Annotated in this window: 21 protein-coding genes and 1 riboswitch; of the genes, 6 read left to right on the top strand and 15 right to left on the bottom strand. The window is 72.0% G+C overall.

Translation table 11 applies throughout. The annotated features are described in order from the left end of the window. Positions 1-10 precede the first annotated feature (10 nt). The 4 genes from OG852_RS20295 to fahA all read right to left on the bottom strand — a co-directional run bounded on the left by OG852_RS20295 (position 11) and on the right by fahA (position 3,665). Positions 11-238, bottom strand: coding sequence for a 4Fe-4S dicluster domain-containing protein (locus tag OG852_RS20295; RefSeq protein WP_018568287.1), 228 nt, complete (start codon positions 236-238; stop codon positions 11-13). Positions 239-361: 123 nt separating this feature from the next. Next, entirely contained in the window at positions 362-1,150 is a 789-nt protein-coding gene (locus OG852_RS20290) for a GntR family transcriptional regulator (RefSeq protein ID WP_133914790.1), read from the bottom strand. Positions 1,151-1,315: 165 nt separating this feature from the next. After that, positions 1,316-2,254 (bottom strand): M56 family metallopeptidase, encoded by a 939-nt coding sequence (locus tag OG852_RS20285; RefSeq protein WP_133914922.1) that lies wholly within the window; start codon positions 2,252-2,254, stop codon positions 1,316-1,318. Positions 2,255-2,453: 199 nt separating this feature from the next. Then, positions 2,454-3,665 (bottom strand): fumarylacetoacetase, encoded by a 1,212-nt coding sequence (gene fahA, locus OG852_RS20280; protein ID WP_330348609.1) that lies wholly within the window; start codon positions 3,663-3,665, stop codon positions 2,454-2,456. Between the two features lie 437 nt (positions 3,666-4,102). On the opposite strand from fahA, the gene OG852_RS20275 reads away from it, so the two are divergent. Then, a complete protein-coding gene (locus OG852_RS20275; protein WP_133914792.1) occupies positions 4,103-4,927 on the top strand; it encodes an HAD family hydrolase in 825 nt (274 codons plus the stop codon). Between the two features lie 181 nt (positions 4,928-5,108). Here OG852_RS20275 and OG852_RS20270 read toward each other — a convergent pair whose 3' ends face one another. Beyond that, positions 5,109-5,579 (bottom strand): transglycosylase SLT domain-containing protein, encoded by a 471-nt coding sequence (locus OG852_RS20270; protein ID WP_133914793.1) that lies wholly within the window; start codon positions 5,577-5,579, stop codon positions 5,109-5,111. 3 nt (positions 5,580-5,582) lie between these two features. After that, positions 5,583-5,780: riboswitch (cyclic di-AMP (ydaO/yuaA leader) on the bottom strand. Positions 5,781-6,203: 423 nt separating this feature from the next. Between OG852_RS20270 and OG852_RS20265 the strand changes: the two genes are divergently transcribed. The 4 genes from OG852_RS20265 (at position 6,204) to OG852_RS20250 (ending at position 10,747) form a co-directional block, all read left to right on the top strand. Further along, positions 6,204-7,214: a polyprenyl synthetase family protein gene (locus OG852_RS20265; protein WP_133914794.1), complete on the top strand. Its 1,011-nt coding sequence runs from the start codon at positions 6,204-6,206 to the stop codon at positions 7,212-7,214. Positions 7,215-7,579: 365 nt separating this feature from the next. After that, entirely contained in the window at positions 7,580-8,851 is a 1,272-nt protein-coding gene (locus OG852_RS20260) for a LolA family protein (protein WP_330348608.1), read from the top strand. A gap of 65 nt (positions 8,852-8,916) precedes the next feature. Beyond that, positions 8,917-9,855: an ABC transporter ATP-binding protein gene (locus tag OG852_RS20255; RefSeq protein WP_330348607.1), complete on the top strand. Its 939-nt coding sequence runs from the start codon at positions 8,917-8,919 to the stop codon at positions 9,853-9,855. Next, positions 9,842-10,747 (top strand): ABC transporter permease, encoded by a 906-nt coding sequence (locus OG852_RS20250; RefSeq protein ID WP_330348606.1) that lies wholly within the window; start codon positions 9,842-9,844, stop codon positions 10,745-10,747. Before OG852_RS20255 ends, OG852_RS20250 begins: the two co-directional genes overlap by 14 nt. A 4-nt stretch (positions 10,748-10,751) precedes the next feature. Here OG852_RS20250 and OG852_RS20245 read toward each other — a convergent pair whose 3' ends face one another. From OG852_RS20245 to OG852_RS20235, 3 genes are read right to left on the bottom strand one after another with little or no spacing between them, the layout of a single operon-like run. Beyond that, on the bottom strand, positions 10,752-11,336 hold the full coding sequence (locus tag OG852_RS20245; RefSeq protein WP_330348605.1) for a flavodoxin family protein: 585 nt from the start codon (positions 11,334-11,336) through the stop codon (positions 10,752-10,754). Between the two features lie 44 nt (positions 11,337-11,380). Further along, positions 11,381-12,589, bottom strand: a complete 1,209-nt coding sequence (locus OG852_RS20240) for an amidase (RefSeq protein WP_330348604.1) — start codon at positions 12,587-12,589, stop codon at positions 11,381-11,383. A 29-nt stretch (positions 12,590-12,618) separates the two neighbouring features. Beyond that, positions 12,619-13,152 carry a hypothetical protein gene (locus OG852_RS20235; RefSeq protein WP_330348603.1) on the bottom strand — a complete coding sequence of 178 codons (534 nt, stop codon included), beginning with the start codon at positions 13,150-13,152 and terminating at the stop codon, positions 12,619-12,621. 191 nt (positions 13,153-13,343) lie between these two features. On the opposite strand from OG852_RS20235, the gene OG852_RS20230 reads away from it, so the two are divergent. Further along, a complete protein-coding gene (locus OG852_RS20230; protein ID WP_330348602.1) occupies positions 13,344-14,972 on the top strand; it encodes a tetratricopeptide repeat protein in 1,629 nt (542 codons plus the stop codon). Positions 14,973-14,980: 8 nt separating this feature from the next. Here the strand turns inward: OG852_RS20230 and OG852_RS20225 are convergent, their stop codons facing one another. The 7 genes from OG852_RS20225 to OG852_RS20195 all read right to left on the bottom strand — a co-directional run bounded on the left by OG852_RS20225 (position 14,981) and on the right by OG852_RS20195 (position 22,613). Beyond that, positions 14,981-15,922, bottom strand: coding sequence for a M28 family metallopeptidase (locus tag OG852_RS20225; RefSeq protein ID WP_133914802.1), 942 nt, complete (start codon positions 15,920-15,922; stop codon positions 14,981-14,983). Positions 15,923-16,056: 134 nt separating this feature from the next. After that, positions 16,057-16,539, bottom strand: coding sequence for a VOC family protein (locus OG852_RS20220; RefSeq protein ID WP_330348601.1), 483 nt, complete (start codon positions 16,537-16,539; stop codon positions 16,057-16,059). A 30-nt stretch (positions 16,540-16,569) separates the two neighbouring features. Further along, positions 16,570-17,520: an EamA family transporter RarD gene (gene rarD / locus OG852_RS20215; protein WP_330348600.1), complete on the bottom strand. Its 951-nt coding sequence runs from the start codon at positions 17,518-17,520 to the stop codon at positions 16,570-16,572. Between the two features lie 146 nt (positions 17,521-17,666). Continuing rightward, positions 17,667-18,521 (bottom strand): SDR family oxidoreductase, encoded by an 855-nt coding sequence (locus tag OG852_RS20210; protein WP_330348599.1) that lies wholly within the window; start codon positions 18,519-18,521, stop codon positions 17,667-17,669. Between the two features lie 141 nt (positions 18,522-18,662). Then, positions 18,663-19,715, bottom strand: coding sequence for a 2-oxoacid:ferredoxin oxidoreductase subunit beta (locus OG852_RS20205; RefSeq protein ID WP_133914806.1), 1,053 nt, complete (start codon positions 19,713-19,715; stop codon positions 18,663-18,665). Continuing rightward, positions 19,705-21,657 (bottom strand): 2-oxoacid:acceptor oxidoreductase subunit alpha, encoded by a 1,953-nt coding sequence (locus OG852_RS20200; protein ID WP_133914807.1) that lies wholly within the window; start codon positions 21,655-21,657, stop codon positions 19,705-19,707. Before OG852_RS20200 ends, OG852_RS20205 begins: the two co-directional genes overlap by 11 nt. 284 nt (positions 21,658-21,941) lie before the next feature. Continuing rightward, on the bottom strand, positions 21,942-22,613 hold the full coding sequence (locus OG852_RS20195) for a LuxR C-terminal-related transcriptional regulator (RefSeq protein ID WP_133914808.1): 672 nt from the start codon (positions 22,611-22,613) through the stop codon (positions 21,942-21,944). Between the last annotated feature and the right edge of the window lie 194 nt (positions 22,614-22,807).

Genomic DNA, 22,807 nt, shown 5'->3' with positions numbered 1-22,807 from the left:
GTCGGGCCTTTCACCGGAGCAGGTAGGGCATGTTGACCGTGACGGCTCCGGTGGGACAGCGGGCCGCGCACGGGCCGCAGTACCAGCACTCGTCGACGTGCATGTAGGCCTTGCCGCTGCTGGTGTCGATGGCGAGGGAGTCCAGCGGGCACATGTCCACGCAGAGCGTGCAGCCGTCGATGCACTTCGACTCGTCGATGGTCACGGGCACGTCGGCCCGCTGGGGCGCCAAGGGCATGGCTGTCTCCAGAGAAGTCCCGAGATTTTCTGAGAAATCCGGCGCGGCAGTGAACCGGTGAGGGCGTGCCGAACGATGAAGAGGTGAGCGGGGTGGGAGAGAGGGCGGTGCGGACGGAGGTGATCAGGTGGAGCGGTGCAGCAGGCCGCTCATGGCGATGCGGTCGCCGCGGAAGCGGATGAACTCCAGGTCCACCGGGCGGCCGTCGGCGAGGTGCGTCAGGCGTTCCAGCATCAGGACGGCCGCGCCGCGCGGGGCCTCCAGTACGGCGGCGGAGTTGGCGTCGGCGTTCACCGCCTCCAGGGTGATCTCGGCGTGGCCGAGCCGCAGGCCGGTGATGGCCTCCAGGAGGCGGAAGACGTCGGTGTTCTCCAGGTCGGCGCCGAGCAGGGCGGTGCCGATGTCGAGCGGGATGTAGGTGAGGTCGAGGGAGAGGGGCAGGCCGTTGAGGCGGCGCAGGCGTTCGATGTACAGCACGTCTCCGCCCGGGGGTACCCGGAGGCGGTCGGCGACCGGGGCGGGCGCGGGGACGGGGCCCATGGTGCGGACCTCGTTGGTGACCCGGCCGTGTTCGTGCAGGGTTTCCGCGAGCCCCATCAGGCGGTCGAGACCGTGCGGGTACTTCTCGGCGACGACGACCGTGCCGACGCCGGGGAGGCGTTCGACCAGGCCTTCGGCGCGCAGCAGGTCCAGGGCCTGGCGCACCGTGTTGCGGGAGGCCCGGTACTCGGTTGCGAGGGTCGACTCATGAGGCAGGGTGCCCGCCGGGAAGCCGCCGGTCAGGAGCTGGCGGCGGAGCAGATCGGCGAGCTGCCGCGCCTGGTCGGCACGCAGCCGGCGCCGCGCGCGGTGGGCGGCGACGGTGGTCGCGCCTTGTCCGGCGTGGTCGCGGATGCGGTCGTTGGGCGGCATGGTCGGACCATACCTATCCCATAGGAATAGTGGTGTTGCGGAAGTGTTGCGCCAGTCTTCGCGGCGTCAGATAAGCCGCTGACCTGGTCTTTCCCTTGAGGCGGGGCAAGATCTGCCACTACCGCGCCACCGAGGCCCGGCGCGGGGATCGGCGCGGGCCCGGTGTCACGCCAGAGCGTTGAGGCCCGGAGCGAAGGCGATCAGCAGCGGGAGCAGGGGCACCAGCGCGGCCACCGCCGTGGTCAGCGCCCGGTGTCTGCGGCCCAGCCGGGGCGGCGGCTCCAGAAGCCGGTCGACGCGTTCGCCGAGGAGACGGTGGCTGGAGGCGCAGGACAGGACGCCCCGGTGCTGGTTCAGCTCGATCAGCGCCAGGGCGGTGGTCAGGTGACCGCAGCGACGGGACGCGGTGTCGTCGGCGGCGAGTTCGACCAGGCGGTGCGTCTGGTCGCAGAAATGGGAGAAGAGCGGAATGCGGGGGAATCCGGTGGCCAGGGCGGTCGAGAGGTGGATCAGCCAGTCGTGGTGGGCGCGGGCGTGGCCGCGCTCATGGGTCAGGACGGCGTCCAGCTGGTGGGAGGTGAGGCGGTGCAGGGCCCCGGTGGTCACGATCAACTGGGGCGGATTGCCGGGCATCCACCAGGCGTCGGGGTACTCGTCCTCCAGCACGAGCAGCGGGCCCCGGGCGGACGGCAGGCCCGCGGGCAGCTCGGGAGCGCGTTCCCGCAGATGGGCGCGGGCCTGGCCGCGGCGCCGACGCGCCTCCACGAGCTCCCGGGCCAGCATCGCGGTGGTCCAGGCGGCCCCACAGGCCAGCAGCAGGGTGAGCGCGGTCGCCCAGGGCGGGGCCGCGGACAGGTCGTACGCCGCGGTCACCGCGGGCGGCGCCGGGGCGAAGACCTGGGCGCGGACCGTGTGGAAGACGGCGGCGGCCCCGAGCACCAACGCCGTCAGACAGCACAGCAGGACCGTGGCGACCAGGCACTGCCAGACCCACAGCGCCACCACCGGCTCCCGCTCGGGCCAGTCGGCCCGGGTCAGCGCACGCGGCACCGGCACGGCGGCCGTCACCGCGACGGCGCTCAGCAGGAGCAGGCAGACGGTCATGCCATCGGTCATGCCAGGGGCTCCGGATCCTGGTCGGAGAGGACGGGCGAAGGAGGCTCGGGGTGGGGCGGGGCCGTGCTCCGGGAGCGGAGCGAGGGCAGATGGTGCGACGGACGTGCGGCGGGGACGGCGCGAAAACCGCGCCCGCCGCCAGTATGACGGCGGTGACCGCCCACGTCAGCCCGCTGGAAGCAGGCCGTCAACCCGCCACGATCCGCCCGCTCACCTCGCCCAGCCCCACCCGCAGGCCGCCGGGCCCCGGAGCCCACGCCGACAGGGTCACCTCGTCGCCGTCCTCCAGGAAGGTGCGCTTGCCGTCGGGGAGTTCCAACGCGTCGCGGCCGTTCCAGGTCAGCTCCAGGAGGGAGCCGCGCTGGTCCGGGGCCGGGCCGCTGACCGTGCCCGAGCCGTACAGGTCGCCGGTGCGCAGGGAGGCCCCGTTCACGGTCAGGTGGGCGAGCTGCTGGGCGGCGGTCCAGTACATCGAGGCGAAGGGGGGCTCGGACACGACATGACCGTTGATCGCGACCGAGATGCGCAGGTCGTAGCCGGCGGGCTCGGCGGTGGAGTCGTCCAGGTAGGGCAGCAGCGGGTGGGTGCGCTCGGGCGGGGCGACGCGCGCCTCCTCCAGCGCCTCCAGCGGGGTGATCCAGGCCGACACCGAGGTGGCGAACGACTTGCCGAGGAACGGTCCGAGGGGGACGTACTCCCAGGCCTGGACGTCCCGGGCGGACCAGTCGTTGAGGAGGCAGAGCCCGAACACGTGGTCCCGGAAGGCGCCCGCCTCCACCCGCTCGCCCCTCGTCGACGGCACGCCCACCACGAAGCCGACCTCGGCCTCGATGTCGAGGCGGACGGACGGGCCGAACACCGGGGCCGGATCGGCCGGCCCCTTGCGCTGGCCCCACGGGCGGACGATGTCCGTGCCGGAGACGATCACCGTGCCCGAGCGGCCGTGGTAGCCGATCGGCAGGTGCTTCCAGTTCGGGGTGAGGGAGTCGGCGGCGTCGGGGCGGAAGATCTGCCCGACGTTACGCGCGTGGTTCTCGGAGGCGTAGAAGTCGACGTAGTCCGCGACCTCGAACGGCAGGTGCAGGGTCACCGAGGGCAGGGGATGGAGGTGCGGCTCCAGGGTGGTGCGGTGGGCGGGGTCGGTGACGGCCTCCGTCAGGGTGCGCCGGACCTCCGACCAGGTGGTGCGGCCCGCCGCCAGCAGGGGGTTGAGGGTCGGCCCGGCGAGCAGGGCGGCGTGCGGCGAGCCGAGCGCGCGGGCCGCGGCGCCCGCGTCCAGGACGTGGAAGCCGAGCCGTACGCCGACGGTTCGTGCCGCGGAGCCGGGGAGGGAGAAGACGCCGTACGGAAGGTTGTGCGGTCCGAAGGGGTCGCCCTCGGGGATGTCGAAGGGGGGCATCGGGTACTGCCTCTCTTTCGTGCTCGCCGGGTCGTGCTCGCGGGCGCTCCGCGGGTGCGGGCAGCCGGGCCACACGTTACGTCCGGCTCCCCGCCCACGGCCCGAGGCAGCGCTCCGCTGTCGCTCGAGCTCGGGGAGGGGGCTTCCCCGGGGCACGGCTGGGGCAGGAAGCCGACCGGCTCGCGCCCCTCGTACACCGCCGCCACACGCGCGCGTGGCCGCGCCCGGCCCACGCCGGGGGTGAACTCCGGTTCCCGCGGAGGCCCTCAATCGGTCGCTGCCCGGCGATGTGCCGAAAGCCGTTTCTCGGACCCGTGTTCACAGCGATGGGCGAGCGATCGGTCAACAAAAGAAGGGGAGTTGACAGAAGGGGCCGGACTCCGTCCGGGTCCGGTGCGCGTCGAGTCCCGGGGGTGCGGGATCCGTATTCTCTGATCATGGCCGCACCCACCGCATATGCCGAGCGCACCACGTACTCCCTCGTCGCCACCGACCTGGACGGAACGCTGCTGCGCGGCGACGACACGTTCTCCGACCGGTCGCTGGACGCGCTCGCGCGGGTGGCGGCGGCCGGCGCTCGCCATCTGGTGGTGACCGGCCGGCCCGCGCCCCGTGTACGCCCCCTGCTCGACCGACTGCACAGCAGAGGGCTCGCGGTGTGCGGGCAGGGCGCGCAGCTCTACGACGCCCGCGCGGACCGTCTGCTGTGGTCGGTCACCCTGGACCGGGAGCTCGCGGAGACCGCGCTCGGCAAGATCGAGGCCGAGGTCGGGCAGGTGTACGCGGCGGTCGACCAGGACGGGGTCGACGGGCTCACGCTCATCGAGCCGGGCTATCTGATGCCGCACCCGACCCTGCCCGCGCTGCGCGTGGAGCGGCGCGACGACCTGTGGTGCGAGCCGATCAGCAAGGTGCTGCTGCGCCATCCGACGCTGTCCGACGACGAGTTGGCGTCGACGGCCCGCGCGGTGGTCGGCTCGCTCGCCACCGTCACCATGTCGGGGCCCGGCACGGTGGAGCTCCAGCCGTGCGGGATCACCAAGGCGACGGGGCTCGCCCTGGCCGCCGAGCATCTGGGGCTCAGGCCCGAGGACACCCTCGCCTTCGGGGACATGCCCAACGACATCCCGATGTTCGACTGGGCCGCCCGGGGGGTGGCGATGGCCAACGCGCACCCGGAGCTGAAGGCGGTGGCCGACGAGGTGACGACGTCGAACGAGGACGACGGCGTGGCCGTCGTCCTCGAACGTCTCTATCCGTAGACCCGTGGACCCGTGGACCCGTGGACCCGTGGACCCGTGGACCCGTGGATCCGTGGATCCGTGGATCCGTGGATCCGTGGACCCGCAGACCCGCAGACCCGCAGACCCGCAGACCCGGGACCCGCAGACCCGGGACCCGTGCACCCGTGGATTCCTGGATCCGCGGCCGCCGGGTCGCGGCTCAGTACGCGCCGAACACGTTGTCGATCGAGCCGTACCGCGCCGCCGCGTAGTTGCAGGAGGCGGTGATGTTCGCGACCGGGTCGTACGGGTCCCAGGACGTGCCGGAGACGTGGTACGCGTTGAAGGTCGGGTCGATGATCTGCAGCAGACCCTTGGACGGGGTGCCCTTGGCGGCGTTGGAGTCCCAGAGGTTGATCGCGGACGGGTTGCCCGAGGACTCCCGGATCACGTTGCGGTAGATGCCGTTGTAGGTGCCGGGGATCCCGTGCTGCGCCATGACCTGGAGCGAGGCGCGGATCCAGCCGTCGAGGTTGTTGGCGTAGCCGAGGCTGGTGGCGGTGGCCACGGTCGGGGTGGCCGCGGAGGCGGTGGTCGCGCCGAGGATCGGCAGGGCGAGCACGGTGACGCCGGTGGCGGCGACGGCGAGCGTGCGGGCGAGGCGGCGGGCGCGGCGGGGCTGAGCAGGCATGGCGAAGTTCCTCTCCGTCGCCTGCGAGGTGAGCTGTCGGGTTCGGGCGGGAGCTGCCCGGCCGTGCCCTGACGGACACGACTGCACCCCGAGCCGTACCGGTCTGTCGTGAGCATGCCCATGGGCACGCCCAGCTCGACCGGTGCGGCGACTTACCTGGTTCCCCCGCTCCTGCCGTGGTGTTCTCGGTGGGTGTCAGGGCGGCGGCAGGATTAGGCGTCCGCCTGACAGGCCGGGAACGTATGCGAGAGCACATGTCCGGAACAAGTGGGGGATTCACGATCAACCCTTTTGACCATGGTCTGTGACGTATGGGGTACTTGATCCTTTGTGGTTGCAAACCATCAACTCGCTTGAATGCGGCGAGGGATGGGGGTGGGGCGCGTGGGTACCTGTCCGCCGGGCGAGTGAGACAACTCACCGGCGTCCACAAGAGGGGTGAATCGGGCAATAAACCCAGATGGCGGCTTAAGGGGTGCCCCTTCTCATAGGGCCTGTCCGGGCTGTAACCGTGGGGGCTCGCGGTGATCGAAACCTGACCGGATACGCTGACTTGAGTGAGCGCAGAGACCTATCGACAAACCGCGTAGCCGCCGATAGACACCAGCAGACAGGAGACTCCTCGTGACCGTCGTCGAGCCGTTTGGGCTGAGCGTGCGGGACCAGGCTCTGGAAGCCGATGTCCAGGCCGGATTGGCGGCTGTCGAGGAAGGCTTGCTCGAGGCCACCAAGAGCGAGGTCCCCTTCATCACCGAGGCGGCCCAGCATCTGCTGCGGGCCGGTGGGAAGCGGTTCCGGCCGCTGCTCGTGATGCTCGCGGCCCGCTTCGGCGACCCGTACGCGCCGGGGGTCGTCCCCTCCGCCGTCGTCGTCGAGCTGACCCATCTGGCGACGCTGTACCACGACGACGTGATGGACGAGGCCGCCGTGCGGCGCGGGGTGCCCAGCGCGAACGCCCGCTGGGGCAACTCGCTCGCCGTCCTCACCGGTGACTTCCTCTTCGCCCGCGCCTCGCACATCCTGGCCGACCTCGGCCCGGAGGCGGTGCGGGTGCAGGCGGAGGCGTTCGAGAGGCTGGTCACCGGCCAGATCCTGGAGACCGCGGGCCCGGTCGACGGCCGGGACCCGGTCGACCACTACCTCGACGTCCTCGGCGGAAAGACCGGCTCCCTGGTCGCGGTGTCCTGTCGCTTCGGCGCCATGATGTCCGGCGCCGACGAGACGGTCGTGGACGTGCTCACCCAGTACGGGGAGCGGCTCGGGGTGGCCTTCCAGCTCGCCGACGACGTCCTGGACATCGCCTCCGACTCCCACGAGTCGGGCAAGACGCCCGGCACGGACCTGCGCGAGGGCGTCCCCACCCTGCCCGTGCTGCGACTGCGCGAGCGGGCGGCCCAGCAGGCGCTGCCCGAGGACATCGCCCTGTGCGAGCTCCTGGACTCCGACCTGAGCGACGACGCCAAGCTCGCCGAGGCCGTCGCGGCCCTGCGCGCCCACCCGGCGCTGGAGCGGGCCCGCCGTGACACCGTGCGCTACGCCGAGGAGGCCCGCGCCGCGCTGGCCCCCCTCGCCGAGTGCGACGCCAAGGCGGCCCTCATGGGGCTGTGCGACGCGGTGGTCCACCGGGCCGGCTGACGCCTCAGTCCCCGGGGCCGTCGTCGTCCCCGACCCGTCGTCGTCCCCGACCGTAGCCGTCCCCGAGCCGTCGTCGTCCCCGACCGTAGCCGTCCCCGAGCCGTCGTCGTCCCCGACCGTAGCCGTCCCCGAGCCGTCGTCGTCCGCCACCCCTAGGGGGCGGATGACCCCGACCTCCCTCCGTGTCATACCGCAGGCGTACGCGGAGTTGAGTCCGTGGGGTGACGCTTCCTCAAGCGGCATTTGGTCAGATGGGAATCACGGAAAACACCACTCCTCACCGATTCGGGTGAGAATGGCGGCACGGGGTGGGGACGTTCCTCGGGAGAAGACCAGCCGCCGCCGACGACGGAGGTAAGGCACACATGGCACCGAACGCAACCGACGACAGCACGACCGGCGGGGAGACGGACGACCTGCGCGTCGGGCGGCGCAAGGCCGTGCGGTACGTCGTCCCGGTCACCGTGATCGGCGTCGCCGCCGCGACGATCGGCCTGGTCCCGGCGCTCGCCGACTCGGGCGACCCGGATCTGCCGAAGATCACCGCCCAGCAGCTCCTCGACAAGATCGCCGCCTCGGACGTCCAGCAGCTGTCCGGCACGGTGAAGATCACCACCGACCTGGGCCTGCCCGACCTCGGCGGCCTGGAGAGCGGCCTGCTCTCCGGCGCCGCGGGCAAGGGCGGTGACGGATCGTCCGCCGACCCCTCGGCCAAGCTCACCGAACTCGCCTCCGGCACCCACACCCTGCGCGTGGCCGCCGACGGTCCCGACCGGCAGAAGCTGTCCCTGATCGAGGACGCGGCCGAGTACAGCGTCATCCACAACGGCAAGGACGTGTGGGGCTACGACAGCGCCTCCAACGAGGTCCACCACTCCACCGTGGACGAGAGCTCCTCGGAAGCGGAGCCGCCGGCCACCCCCAAGGACCTCACCGAGGACGCCCTGAAGGCGGTCGACGACACCACCTCGGTGACCGTCGACGGCACGGTCCACGTGGCGGGCCGCGACGCCTACAAGCTGCTGATCAAGCCCAAGCAGTCCGGCTCCACGGTCGGCGCCATCAGCGTGGCGGTGGACGCGAAGACCGGGCTGCCGCTGAAGTTCACGCTGACCCCGGCGAGCGGCGGCGCCGCCGTCGTGGACGCCGGCTTCACCCAGGTCACCTTCGCCAAGCCCGCCGCCTCCACGTTCGACTTCACCCCGCCCAAGGGCGCCAAGGTGACCGAGGGGGACGAGACGGGGGAGGCACCGGAGCACTCCGGCAAGCCCGGCGCGTCCGACGAGGACCTCACCAAGGGCCTCGAAGGCCTCGACGGCCTGGACGGCCTCGGTGGTGCCGAGGAGCCCGAGGGCTTCGACGTCCTCGGCAAGGGCTGGACCTCGGTCGCCGTCATCGAGACCGGCGGCAAGGGCGTCCCCTCCGACTCCGAGCTCAACTCCGAGCTCGGCTCCGACGCCGGCGGTGCCCTCAGCGGCTTCCTCGGCTCCTTCGGCGACAAGGTGAGCGGCAAGTTCGGCTCCGGCACCGTCTTCTCCACCCGCCTGATCAACGCCCTGGTCACGGACGACGGCAAGGTGTACGTCGGCGCGGTCACCAAGGACGCCCTGGTGAAGGCCGCCGACTCCGGGAAGTAGGAAGGCGGGAAGGCAAGCGGTCCGTGGAGCCCGCAGGCCCGGGGAAGCGAGCGAAGGGGGAGCCCATGGGTGAGGAACCCGTCATCCACACCCACGCCCTCACCAAGCGCTACCGCGGCGGCCAGCTCGCCGTGGACCGCCTCGACCTCACCGTCCCGGCGGGCAGCGTCTTCGGCTTCCTCGGCCCCAACGGCTCCGGCAAGACCACCACGATCCGCATGCTGATGGGCCTGATCGAACCCACGTCCGGCGCGGCGCGCGTCCTGGGGCAGCCCGTGCCCCGGGCCGCGCGCACCGTGCTGCCCCAGGTCGGCGCCCTGATCGAGGGCCCCGCGCTGTACGGCTTCCTCTCCGGCCGGGACAACCTCCTGCGCTACGACGCCGCCGACCCGACCGCCGACCCCCGCACCCGGCGGACCCGTGTCGCCACGGCGCTGGAGCGGGTCGGGCTGACGGCCGCGGCCGGCAAGAAGGCGAAGGCGTACTCGCTCGGCATGAAACAGCGGCTGGGCCTGGCCGCCGCACTCCTCCAGCCCCGTCGGCTCCTCGTCCTGGACGAGCCGACCAACGGCCTCGACCCGCAGGGCATGCGGGAGATCCGCTCCCTGGTGCGGGAGCTGGCCTCCGACGGCACCACCGTGTTCCTCTCCTCCCACCTCCTCGACGAGATCGAGCAGGTGTGCACCCATGTGGCCGTGATGGCGCAGGGCCGGCTGATCACCCAGGGCCCGGTGGCCGAGCTGGCGGCCGGAGCGCGCGGCCGGCTGGTGGTGAGCACGCCCGACACCGCGGAGGCGGCGCGCGTGCTGAAGGAACAGGGCGCGGCGGACGTGGTCGCCGGTGAGGACCGGGTCGTCGCCGAGCCCCCGGACCGCGATCTCGCCGAGGTCAACGCCGCGCTGGTGACGGCCGGCGTCCGCGTTCGGGGCTTCACCGTCGAACGGGCCTCCCTGGAGGACGCGTTCGTGGCGCTCACGGGGGAGGGGTTCGATGTCGCGGGCTGAGACGACGGGGGCGGCACCGCTCGAGGCCGTCCGCAGACCGAGCCCCTTGTGGTCCCTCGGTCTGCTCCGCAGCGAACTGCTGATCACCTTCCGCCGCTGGCGCACCCTCGCGCTGCTCGCCGTCCTGGCGGCCGTGCCGGTCCTCATCGGCATCGCGGTGAGGATCGAGACCGGCGACGGCTCCTCCGGCGGGCCGGGGGGACCCGACGGCGGAGGAGGCGGACCGGCCTTCATCGCGCAGGTCACCAACAACGGCCTGTTCCTGGTGTTCACCGCGCTGGCCGCGACCCTGCCGTTCTTCCTGCCGATGGCCATCGGCGTCGTCGCGGGCGACGCGATCGCCGGCGAGGCGAACGCCGGCACCCTGCGCTACCTCCTCGTCGCCCCCGCCGGCCGCACCCGTCTGCTCCTCACCAAGTACGCGACCGTGCTGGCCTTCTGCCTGGTGGCCACCCTCGTGGTGGCGCTCTCGGCCCTGACGGTCGGCGCGCTGCTGTTCCCCCTGGGGGATGTCACCACCATCTCCGGTACGACGATCAGTTTCGCCGACGGGCTGGGCCGGGCCCTGCTGATCGCCCTGGTCGTGGCCGCCTCGCTGACCGGGGTGGCGGCGCTCGGCCTGTTCGTCTCCACGCTGACCGGCAGTGGCATCGCCGCGATGGCGACCACCGTCGGCCTGCTGATCACCGTCCAGCTCCTCGACCAGATCCCCCAGCTCCACGCGATCCAGCCGTACCTCTTCTCCCACTACTGGCTGTCCTTCGCCGACCTGGTCCGCGACCCCGTCTACTGGGACGACCTGGTCAGGAACCTCGGCCTCCAGGCCCTGTACGTGGCGGTGTTCGGCTCGGCGGCATGGGCGCGGTTCACGGCGAAGGACATCACGGCATAGCGGTTCAGCGCGTCTCGTACGGGAAGCGCGCGAAGGGCGCCTCGCCCGCGAAGAACGACTTGGCGCGGGCCAGCGCGTCCATGTCGCCGAGTACGTCACCTGGCTTGCTGCCGTTGCCGAGCAGGACCCCTCCGAACCGCATCCCCAGATACGCGGCCGAGTTGTTGAGCGTGCCGACCAGCGGATCGGCGACCGAGGCCTGCGGATCGGCGAGCACGGTCACCCCCCAGAGCGTGCGCCCCGCCATGGTCGCCCTGAAGTCGACGCCGGGCGTGCGCAGCCAGCCCGACCAGTGGTCGAGGTAGCGCTTGACCTGGGTGGACACCGAGTACCAGTACAGCGGCGAGACGATGACGACGTCCGTCGCGGCCAGGGTCGCGTCGAGCAGCAGCGCGAGATCGCCCTCGGTGGGCCGGGCGTGGTCGCTGTCGTGCCGCACGTCCTCGAAGTCGGGCAGTGGATGCTCGGTCAGGCTGATCCAGGTCTGGTCGACGGAAGGGGCCAGCTGTTCGGCGGCCCTGCGGGCCAGCGCCTCCGTGTTGCCGTCCGTACGGCTGCTGCCCAGGACGAAGAGAAAACGGCGGTCCATGACTCCCCCAAGTGATCGGCGTGCGGCGATAATCTGCGTCTGCATCATATGCGTATGCATGTATCAAGGGGAAGGGCTCCCGCTCTCTCGGCCGCACCGGCCACCGCCAGCAGCAGCGCCTCCCGCCCCCGCGCGGCGACGAGCTGCACCCCCACCGGACAGCCGTCGGCCCCGATGCCCGCCGGAAGGCTGGCCGCCGGGTGCCCACTCACATTGAACGCCCAGGTCAACGCGGTGGAGTAGCGCTCACCCGGCCCTTCGTGCCCATGCGCCGCGTTCGGTGTGGTCGGCGTCAGCAGCAGATCGGCCCGGGCGAAGAGAGCGGCCAGCCGCCGCTCGTTGACCTCCCGGATCCGCCCGGCCTCACCGAGCCCGCCGCCCCCCGCCCCGCGCGACGCCAGCCAGGCGGGCGCGGGGTCCTCCAGCCGCACGGACGCCTCACCCGGCAGCAGCCGTACGACACCCGCGGCGGCGAGCCGCTCGACGGCGGCCCGCGCGAGGGCCAACGGCCCGGGGTCGGGAGAACCGGAGGCGAAACCCAGATCGGGGGAGAAGACGGCGGTGACGGCCGCAGGCACGTCGGTGAGCTGCGCAGACGCGGCGGTGAGGGGTATGTGCGCGTCAGGGGGCCGGGGGAGTGTCGGCTCGTCCGTCGCCGCCGTCATCGCCCGCCAGTACGCCTCCGCGTCCGCCGCGTGGCGCACCAGGACTCCGGGGGCCGCGAGACCCGTACGGTCCGGGGACGGCAGCCGGCCGTTCGTCGTCTTCAGGCCGATCACCCCGCACCAGGCCGCCGGGATCCGCACCGAGCCCGCCCCGTCGCTGCCCGTCGCCAGCGGCACCAGCCCGGCCGCCACCGCCACCGCCGACCCGGCCGAGGATCCACCCGGGGTGCGGTCGGACCGCCACGGGTTGACGGTACGGCCGTGCGCGCCGACCCCCCAGGTCTGCCAGGGCGTTCCGGGCCCCGGCACCGCCGTCGCCCCCACCGGCACACAGCCCGCGGCGACCAACGGCCCCGCCGCCCGCAGCCCGTGCCGCCCCTTGACCCCGATCGGCACCCCGGCCAGCGGCAGCCGCTCACCCGCCCCGACCCGCGCGTCCACCGCGCGCGCCCGCTCGACCGCCTCCCTCTCCCACACCTCGGCGAAGGAACTCAGGGAGGGATCCACCCGGGCGATGCGTTCCAGGGCCTCCGCCACCACCTCCACGGCCCGCAGCCGCCCCTCCCGTACGGCCGAGGCGATCTCCACCGCGGACGGCGCCCGGCGCGTCCCCCGGGTCAGCGCCTCACCCCGGTGAGCCGGGCCAGCGCCTCGGTCTCCCGGGGCGGCCCGCCGCCGAGCTCGCCGAGGCGCCACTCGGTCACCCACGGGACGCGGTACACGTCGACGGCCGATTCGATGACCCGCATCCGCTGGGCCAGCGGGCGCGGCAGCCTTCCCGGCGCGTCCGCGACCAGCACCACCGCGTCCAGATCGAGCCCGTGCGGGGCCTCCCCGTGCCGGAAGACCTCCAGGGCGCGCAGGGCCGACTCCAGCCCGTACGCATGGGTGCGGGCCACCAGCAGCACGGACGGCGGATCACCGAGGGCGGGCCAGTCCCGTCCGCAGTCGTGGCCGCCGTAAACCGCGGCGAGCGTGGAGGCTCCCGCCCCGCCGTGCGTGCCGAGCCAGGAGAAGCGGCGGGGAGCCGGGGCGTAGGGTCCCGGTACCGGCTCGGGTACGGGGACCGGTCCGCGCAGCCAGATCTCCGGCCCGCGCAGCTCCGGGCCCGGCTGCCCCGCCGGTGCCTGAGTCGTCCCCGTCGTCCGCATGGCCGTACGCCCTCCTTCTGGTCGCCGTCCCTCCGGGGCGCTCCCGGCAAGGCCGGTGTGGGTCCTTGGAACGAGGCTGTGACGTCGTGGTGACGCGTCGGCCGGGAGCGAACGGAGAGACTCAACAGTACGTGCACGCGCACGCGTACCTGGACGACCGGAGCGTGACGACGCATCCGAGTGAGGAACCGATGTCTCGACTCAGCCGAGAGAAGAAGCGGGAACAGCACCGCACCGGGTGGCCCACCGCCGTGGCCGCGCCGCTCGACGTCCATGTCCGCGCGGGCGGCCCGGCGACGATAGGCGGTGTACCGGTCGCGGCGACCGACGGCGAGGAGATCCAGCACGCCGTCCTCGGCCACCTCCACCGCATCGCCCTCGCCACCGGACACCCCGTTCTCGCCACGGTCCACGACGAACGCATCGGTTACGTCGTCCCCCTCCGCGTCGACACGGACGGCTCCAGCCACTTCACGGCCGAGCCTCTCCGGCACCCGCCTCTGCCCGCGACCCAGCCGACTCCATCGGCTCCGACCGGTCCATCGGCTCCGGCCGGTCCGCCGGCTCCGACCGGTCCGCCGGCTCCGACCGGTCCGCCGGCCCCGGCGGGTCCGGCTGTCCTGGCCGGTTCGGGTGCTGCGGCGGCCCCGGCGGCTCCGGGTGTCCTGGCCGGTTCGGGTGCTGCGGCGGCCCCGGCGGCCCCGGCGGGTCCGGCAGCTCCGGCCGGTTCCGGTGCCCCGGCCGGTCCCGATGTCCCGGCGGCCACGGTGGTCCTTCCGGTCTTGTCGGCCCCGGCGGTCCCGGCGGCCGCGGCGCCTCCGACGGCCCCTGCCGTTCCTGCGACCGCGCCGACCACGGGGGTTCCTCCGATGTCGGCGGACGCCGCGCCGGAGGCCCCGGCGTCCGCCCCCGAGGAACCCCGGCGCGACAAGCCCACGCACGTCCTACGGCAGGTCCAGGCGTCGCGGGAGCGGCAGGACGACCTCCCGCCCGCGCCCGTGCCCCCGGCCCCGTCCTCGGCGCAGGCCCCCGGCACCGTCGTAGCCCCGACCGGGGTCTTCGGTCCGCCCCCGGCGATGGACCCGCACGCGGATCCCGAGGCGCCCGCCGCCCCGGACCGCCCGTGGGACCGCCTCCCGGAACCCGCGCAGGAACCCGCCCCGGCACCCGCACCTTTGCGGAACGCCGCCCCCGAGCCGAAGCTCAAGCCCCTCCTCACGCACCTCCCCGACCCGGAGCCGGTCCACGAGCTCGACCCCGACCCCAAGCCCACCCCCGCCCGGGGCTTCGACGCCGTGGCGGAGGCGGTGCTCGGGGCCGACCCCCGCACCCTCCCCGGCGACGACGGCGCCCCCGCGCTCCTCGGCGAGCCGATGGCGCAGATCAACGAGGCCGTGCGGGCCGGTCGCACAGACGTGGCCGCCGGACTCGCCGAGCGGACCGTGCGGGAGGCCTCGGGAACGCTGGGGCCGGAGCACCCCGAGGTGCTCCGTCTGCGGGAACTCGGCGCGTACATCGCCTACTTGGCGGGGGACCCGCTGCGCGCCTTCCATGTCTCCCTCGACCTGGCCCGGATCCACCGCCGCGCACGGGACGGCGAGGCCGCGTACGGCAACGTCCAGAGCGCCGCGGCGGCCTGGCGTGCCGTACGCGACCCCTTGCAGGGCCTCAACCTGGGGACCGAACTCCTCGGTCTGTGGACGGAGCTGACCACCGAGGAGGGCCCGGCCGCCGACGACGTCGAGCAGCTGGAGTCGGCCCGCGCCCGCATGGTCCGGCTCGCGGAACGCGCCCGCAAGGCCGGTCTGCAGGGCCACTAAGGCGCGGGTCAGGACGACAGGGTCCACACCGCGTACGCGAGCGCGTCCGCGTTGCGGTTCAGGGCCGTGTCGTTGATGTTGGCGGTGGTGTCGCAGGAGGAGTGGTAGCAGCGGTCGAAGGCCTGCCCGGCCGTACCGCCCCACTTGGCCGCCTGCGCCGCCGTCTTGATGTAGTCGGCGCCGCTGAACAGACCGCCCACCGGGACACCCGCGTTCTTGAAGGGCGCGTGGTCGGAGCGGCCGTCGCCCTCGGTCTCTATCTCCGTCGCGACGCCGAGGCCGGTGAAATAGTCCTTGAAGGTCTTCTCGATGGTCGGGTCGTCGTCGTAGACGAAGTAGCCGGGGTTCGGCGAGCCGATCATGTCGAAGTTGAGGTAGCCGCTGATCCGGGCGCGGTTCGCCGAGGAGAGGTTGTTGACGTAGTACCGCGAGCCGACCAGGCCGAGTTCCTCGGCGCCCCACCACGCGAACCGCAGATGCTTGGTGGGCTGGTAGCCGGCCCGGGCCACGGCGAGGGCGGTCTCCAGGACGGCCGCCGAACCGGAGCCGTTGTCGTTGATGCCCGCACCCGAGGTGACGCTGTCGAGGTGGGAGCCGGCCATGACGACCTGGTCGGTGGTGCCGCCGGGCCAGTCGGCGATCAGGTTGTAACCGGTGCGGCCGGAGGACGTGAACTGCTGGATGGTCGTGGTGTACCCGGCGGCGTCCAGCTTGGCCTTCACATAGTCGAGCGAGGCCCTGTAGCCGGTCCGGCCGTGGGCGCGGTTGCCGCCGTTGGCGGTGGCGATCGACTGGAGCTGGGCGAGGTGGGCCTTGACGTTCGCCACGGGGATGTCGGGGGCGGCGGCCAGGGGCGCGGGCGCGGCGCCGGCCATCGCACCGCCAGTCAGGAGCATGACAATCGAGCAGGCGAAGGCGGCCGCCGTACGCCCGGGAACCGAGAGCTTCATGTGGGGGGCTCCGAATTCCGCGGGAATCACAGGGATTCCACAGTGAATGGGGTCCCAGGATGGTGAACGCTTGACCAACGGTGCGTCAAGAGCGCTATCAGGACAGGCGGTTCACATTCCGGACGGACACGCGCTCACTGCACGCAGAACTCGTTCCCCTCGGGGTCGGCCATCACCACCCACTCCCCGGACGGCTCCCTCACCTCCCGCAGCACGCTCGCGCCCAGCGCCCGCAGCCGCTGCACCTCCTCCTCCCGCCGCCCCGCGCCGGGGTGCAGATCGAGATGGAGCCGGTTCTTCACCGTCTTGGCCTCCGGCACCCGCTGGAACAGCAGCCGCCGCCCCAGCCCGGTCCCGCTGTCCGCGTCGAACGGGTCGTCCGGATGCCGTACGGCGATCAGGTCCCGGAAGGCCGGACGCCCGTGGAACTCCACCGTCGCCGCCCCCGGCAGCGCCCCGGCCGCCAGCAGCCGCTCGATCAGCGCGCTGTTGTCCTCCACCTCGTAGTGCAGCGCCCCGGCCCAGAAATCGGCCTGCGCATGCGGATCGCCGGCGTCGACGACCAGCTTCCAGTGGACGGGTGTAGGGGCGGGGGTGGGTGCGGGCGTCTGCGTCATGCCGACCACTCAACCAGTCTCCCGGCCGGCTCACACGTCCATTGCGGCGGATGGCACCTGGGAAACCGGCGGCACCTCCACCACGTGCTTCGGTCGCCGCGCGGAGCGCCACGCGTCGGCGGTCAGCAGCACCAGCGCCAGCCACACCAGCCCGAACCCGGCCCACCGCTCGGCCGGCATCTCCTCGCCGAAGTACACGACCCCGAGCAGGAACTGGAACACCGGCGCCAGATACTGCAGCAGCCCCAGCGTGGACAGCGGCACCCGGATGGCGGCGGCCCCGAAGCACACCAACGGCAGCGCGGTGACCACGCCCGTCGAGGCCAGCAGGGCCGCGTGACCGGCGCCCTCGGAGGCGAAGGTGGCGCCGCCGTGCGCCGACAGCCACAGCAGATATCCCAGCGCGGGCAGGAACTGGATCGCCGTCTCGGCGGCCAGCGACTCCACCCCGCCGAGGTTGACCTTCTTCTTCACCAGGCCGTACGTGGCGAAGGAGAAGGCGAGACACAGGGAGATCCACGGCGGACGGCCGTAGCCGACGGTCAGGACGAGCACCGCGGCCAGACCGATGCCGACCGCCGCCCACTGCGCGGGCCGCAGCCGCTCCTTCAGGATCAGCACACCCATCGCGATGGTGACCAGCGGGTTGATGAAGTACCCGAGGGACGCCTCCACCACGTGCCCGGAGTTCACGGCCCAGATGTAGACCCCCCAGTTCACGGTGATGACGGCCGCCGCGATCACCACCAGAGCGAGCCGGCGCGGCTGCCGCAGCAGCTCCCCGGCCCATGCCCAGCGCCGTACGACGACCAGGGCCGCGGCGACGAAGGCGAGGGACCACACCATGCGGTGGGCGAGGATCTCCACCGCGCCGGCGGGCTTGAGCAGGGGCCAGAACAGGGGGACCAGCCCCCACATCCCATACGCCGCGAAGCCGTTCAGCAGGCCTATCCGGCCCTCACCCTTCGACGACCCGGCCACGGGCGACCCTCCTTCTCACGTCCTCGCGCGCCTTCACATACGCGTGCACGAAGGTAACGCCGAAGACCCCCGTCCGTCATGCCCGTATCGCCATACGGTCATGACAGGCGGGGGTGAGGGGGTGCCCGGCGGCGCCGAGGGGCCGGTCAGCCCTTGAGCGCGGCCGCGATCGTCTCCGCGAACGGGGTGGTGGGGCGGCCCGCCAGGCGGGAGAGGTCGCCGCTGGAGGCCACCAGCTCGCCCTTCTCGATCGACGCGTCCACGCCGACCAGGGTCGCCGCGAACGGCTCGGGCACCCCCGCGCCGGTCAGGATGCCGGTGAGCACCTCGGCGGGCACGGAGTTGTAGGCGATCTCCTTGCCGGTCTGCCGGCTCAGCTCGGCCGCGTACTCGGCGAAGCTCCACGCCTCGTCGCCGCCCAGCTCGTACGTCTGGTTCTCGTGGCCCTCACCGGTCAGCACGGCGACGGCGGCGGCCGCGTAGTCCGCGCGGGAGGCCGAGGACACCCGGCCCTCACCGGCGGCCGCGACGACGGCGTTGTGCTCCAGGACCGGGGCGAGGTTCTCGGTGTAGTTCTCGTGGTACCAGCCGTTGCGCAGCAGCGCGTACGGCACGCCCGAGGTGGTCAGCGCCTCCTCGGTGGCCCGGTGGTCGTCGGCGAGCGCGGCGGTCAGCGAGCCCAGTGCGCTGGTGTACGCCAGCAGCGCGACCCCGGCGGCCTTCGCCCGGTCGATGACGACCTGGTGCTGCGCGGGGCGGCCCTTGTCGAACTCGTTGCCCGAGATCAGCAGCACCTTGTCGCCGGCGGCGAACAGGCCGTCGAAGGTCTCGGGGGCGTTGTAGTCGGCGACAGCGATCCGCACACCGCGGGCTGCGAAGTCGGCGGCCTTGGCCTCATCGCGCACGACGGCCGTGATCTGCTCCGCCGGAACCTTCTCCAGCAGCTGCTCGACGACGTGGCGGCCGAGCTTTCCGGTGGCTCCGGTGACGACGATGCTCATGGCTCAGGAACTCCTAGGGGGGTAGCGGGTCTGCCACCCACCCTAGGGGTAGCGCTAACTCAGCGAAAGTACCCACTTTGAGGTAAGGTACTTGCTCTGAGGTAAGTGTCCCTGAGCTGCACTGATATCGCTCGTGTGGGTTCAGCCGACGACCGTCCAGGTGTCCCCGCCCGCCAGCAACGCGGCCAGATCGCCCTTGCCGTGCTGTTCGACGGCCGTGTCGAGCTGGTCGGCCATCTGGGTGTCGTAGACCGGCCGCTCGACGGAGCGCAGGACACCGATCGGGGTGTTGTGCAGGGTGTCCGGATCGGCGAGGCGGGAGAGCGCGAAGGCGGTGGTCGGGGACGCGGAGTGCGCGTCGTGGACCAGGATCTCGCCCTCGTTCTCCGGCGTCACGGCGACCACCCGCAGATCACCGGTCGCCGGATCCCGTACGACACCCTTGCCCAGCTCGGCGCCGAACCGGATCGGCTGCCCGTGCTCCAGCCGGATCACGGCCTCCTCGGCCTGCTGCTTGTCCTTGACCGCGTCGAAGGCGCCGTCGTTGAAGATGTTGCAGTTCTGGTAGATCTCGATCAGCGCCGTGCCCGGGTGGGCGGCGGCCTGCCGGAGCACCTCCGTCAGATGCTTGCGGTCGGAGTCGATGGTGCGGGCGACGAAGGACGCCTCGGCGCCGATCGCCAGCGACACCGGGTTGAACGGCGCGTCCAGCGACCCCATCGGCGTCGACTTGGTGATCTTGCCGACCTCGGAGGTGGGGGAGTACTGGCCCTTGGTCAGGCCGTAGATCCGGTTGTTGAAGAGCAGGATCTTCAGGTTGACGTTCCGGCGCAGGGCATGGATGAGATGGTTGCCGCCGATGGACAGCGCGTCCCCGTCGCCCGTGACCACCCACACGGACAGGTCCCGCCGGCTCGCGGCGAGGCCGGTCGCGATCGCGGGGGCCCGCCCGTGGATGGAGTGCATCCCGTAGGTGTTCATGTAGTACGGGAAGCGCGAGGAGCAGCCGATGCCGGAGACGAAGACGATGTTCTCCCTGGCCAGCCCCAGCTCCGGCATGAAGCCCTGGACGGCCGCCAGGATCGCGTAGTCACCGCAGCCCGGGCACCAGCGCACTTCCTGGTCCGACTTGAAGTCCTTCATGGACTGCCGGCCTTCGGCCTTGGGCACGAGAGAGAGTGGCTCAGTGGTCATGGATGGCCTCCTTGAGCGCCGCGGCGAGCTGCTCCGCCTTGAACGGCATGCCGTTCACCTGGTTGTACGAGTGGGCGTCGACCAGGTACTTCGCCCGGATGAGGGTGGCGAGCTGGCCGAGGTTCATCTCCGGGACGACGACCTTGTCGTAGGCCTTCAGCACCTCGCCCAGGTTGCGTGGGAAGGGGTTCAGATGCCGCAGATGCGCCTGCGCGACCGCCTCCCCGGCCGCCCGCAGCCGTCGTACGGCGGCGGTGATCGGCCCGTACGTCGAACCCCAGCCCAGGACGAGCGTGGTGGCCCGGTGGGGATCGTCGACCTGGAGGTCCGGGACCTCGATGCCGTCGATCTTGGCCTGGCGGGTGCGGACCATGAAGTCGTGGTTGGCGGGGGAGTAGGAGATGTTCCCGGTCCCGTCCTCCTTCTCGATGCCGCCGATGCGGTGTTCTAGCCCCGGGGTGCCCGGGATCGCCCACGGCCGGGCGAGGGTCTGCGGATCCCGCTTGTACGGCCAGAAGACCTCGGTGCCGTCCTCCAGGGTGTGGTTCGGGCCCTGCGTGAACTGCACCCGCAGATCCGGCAGCTCGTCCAGCTCGGGGATCCGCCACGGCTCGGAACCGTTGGCGAGATAGCCGTCGGAGAGCAGGAAGACGGGGGTGCGGTAGACCAGGGCGATCCGCGCGGCCTCCAGGGCGGCGTCGAAGCAGTCCGCGGGGGTGCGGGGGGCGACGACCGGCACCGGCGCCTCGCCGTTGCGCCCGTACATGGCCTGCAGCAGATCCGCCTGCTCGGTCTTGGTCGGCAGCCCGGTGGAGGGGCCGCCCCGCTGGATGTCGACGACCAGCAGCGGCAGCTCCAGCGACACCGCGAGCCCGATGGTCTCGGACTTCAGCGCCACGCCGGGCCCGGAGGTCGTGGTGACGGCGAGGGACCCCCCGAAGGCCGCCCCGAGGGCGGCGCCGATGCCGGCGATCTCGTCCTCGGCCTGGAAGGTGCGCACACCGAAGTTCTTGTGCCGGCTCAGCTCGTGCAGGATGTCCGAGGCCGGTGTGATCGGGTACGAGCCGAGGAACAGCGGCAGATCCGCCTGCCGCGAGGCCGTGACCAGCCCGTACGCGAGCGCCAGGTTCCCGGAGATGTTCCGGTAGGTCCCCACGGGGAAGGCCTTCGCGGCCGGGGCGACCTCATAACTGACGGCGAAGTCCTCGGTCGTCTCCCCGAAGTTCCACCCGGCGCGGAAGGCGGCGATGTTGGCGGCCGCGATGTCGGGCTTCTTCGCGAACTTCGATCTCAGGAACTTCTCGGTGCCCTCGGTGGGCCGGTGGTACATCCACGAAAGGAGGCCGAGCGCGAACATGTTCTTGCTGCGCTCGGCCTCCTTGCGGGTGAGGTCGAATTCCTTGAGAGCCTCGACGGTCAGGGTGGTCAGCGGGACCGGATGGAGCTGGTAGCCGTCGAGGGAGCCGTCCTCCAGCGGCGAGGCCGCGTACCCCACCTTCTGCATCGCACGCTTGGTGAACTCGTCGGTGTTGACGATGATCTCCGCCCCGCGCGGCACATCCGCGATGTTCGCCTTCAGGGCCGCCGGATTCATCGCGACCAGCACATTCGGCGCGTCGCCCGGGGTGAGGATGTCGTGGTCGGCGAAGTGCAACTGGAACGAGGAGACGCCGGGCAGCGTGCCGGCGGGCGCGCGGATCTCGGCGGGGAAGTTCGGCAGGGTGGACAGATCGTTGCCGAACGACGCCGTCTCCGAGGTGAACCGGTCACCGGTGAGCTGCATACCGTCACCCGAGTCACCCGCGAACCTGATGATCACCCGGTCGAGACGGCGTACGTCCTTCGCCGTCGCGCCCGGTTTGCGCTGCTCTCCCACGACGGTCCCGTCGGCCTGCTCGGCCTGCCCGGTCTGTCCCGTTGCGCTGCTGACCCGACTGGTCACTGAACTGGACCTCCCTCGAGGTGGCTGTCCCGGAGGGGTCTTCGTGAAGGCCCTCCCTGGATCAACCCTACGTCTGTAAGGGTCGCCTTCCCTCGGCCGTTCGTATGACGGTCACTGCCCCGAGACGGCCCGGCACCCCGACTTGTCATGATTTCCCGCCCCACGGTGTCGCCCTGGTAGACGCACCGACCGAGTTCCCCGGTTCACGCGGGGAACGACGCCGGACGCGGTCCGATCACCTTCAACGCCTTCAAGGATCACCGTCGGGCCACAGTGCCACTCGCTCATGAATTGAGATAGGTGAGTACTGCTAGAACTCGACGGTGATCCCCGTCACTCGGCGAGAGCCCCAGCTTCAGGAAGATGTTGCTGACGTGCTTCTCCACGGCCCCGTCGCTGACGACGAGCTGCCGGGCGACGGCGGAGTTGGTCCGCCCCTCGGCCATCAGCCCCAGCACCTCCCGCTCACGCGGGGTGAGGGCGGCGAGCACGTCCTGCTTCCTGCTGCGCCCCAGCAGCTGCGCGACCACCTCCGGATCGAGCGCGGTCCCCCCGGAGGCCACCCGCACCACGGCGTCCACGAACTCCCGCACCTCGGCGACCCGGTCCTTGAGCAGATACCCCACCCCGCGACTCGAACCGGCCAGCAGTTCGGTGGCGTACCTCTCCTCCACGTACTGTGACAGCACCAGCACCCCGAGCCCCGGATGCGCCTTCCTCAGCTGTACGGCGGCCCGCACCCCCTCGTCGGTGTGCGTGGGCGGCATCCGCACATCGGCGACGACCACGTCCGGCAGCGCCCCCTCGTCATGCAGCTCGGTGATCGTCTTGACCAACGCGTCGGCGTCCCCGACCCCCGCGACCACCTCGTGCCCCCGGTCGGTCAGCAACCGGGTCAGCCCCTCCCGCAACAGCACCGAGTCCTCGGCGATGACCACCCGCACCCTGTCCTCCACGCTCCCGGCCCCCCAGCCGTCCACCCGTCAGTCGAACACCTCCAGCATTCCAGCAAGGGGGCCCTCTGTGCCTGTCAATGGGCCGATGCCAGGGGAGGACGACGCGAAGAGACCGGGACGAGGGCGGGAATAGGGCCCTGCGGGGTGGGGGTGCGACTTCCCGACAGAACCGGACGCGGCCCTTCCGGGGGTCC

The sequence above is a fragment of the Streptomyces sp. NBC_00582 genome (genome assembly GCF_036345155.1).
GTDB lineage: Bacteria > Actinomycetota > Actinomycetes > Streptomycetales > Streptomycetaceae > Streptomyces.
This window is presented reverse-complemented; position numbering and strand designations above follow the sequence as displayed.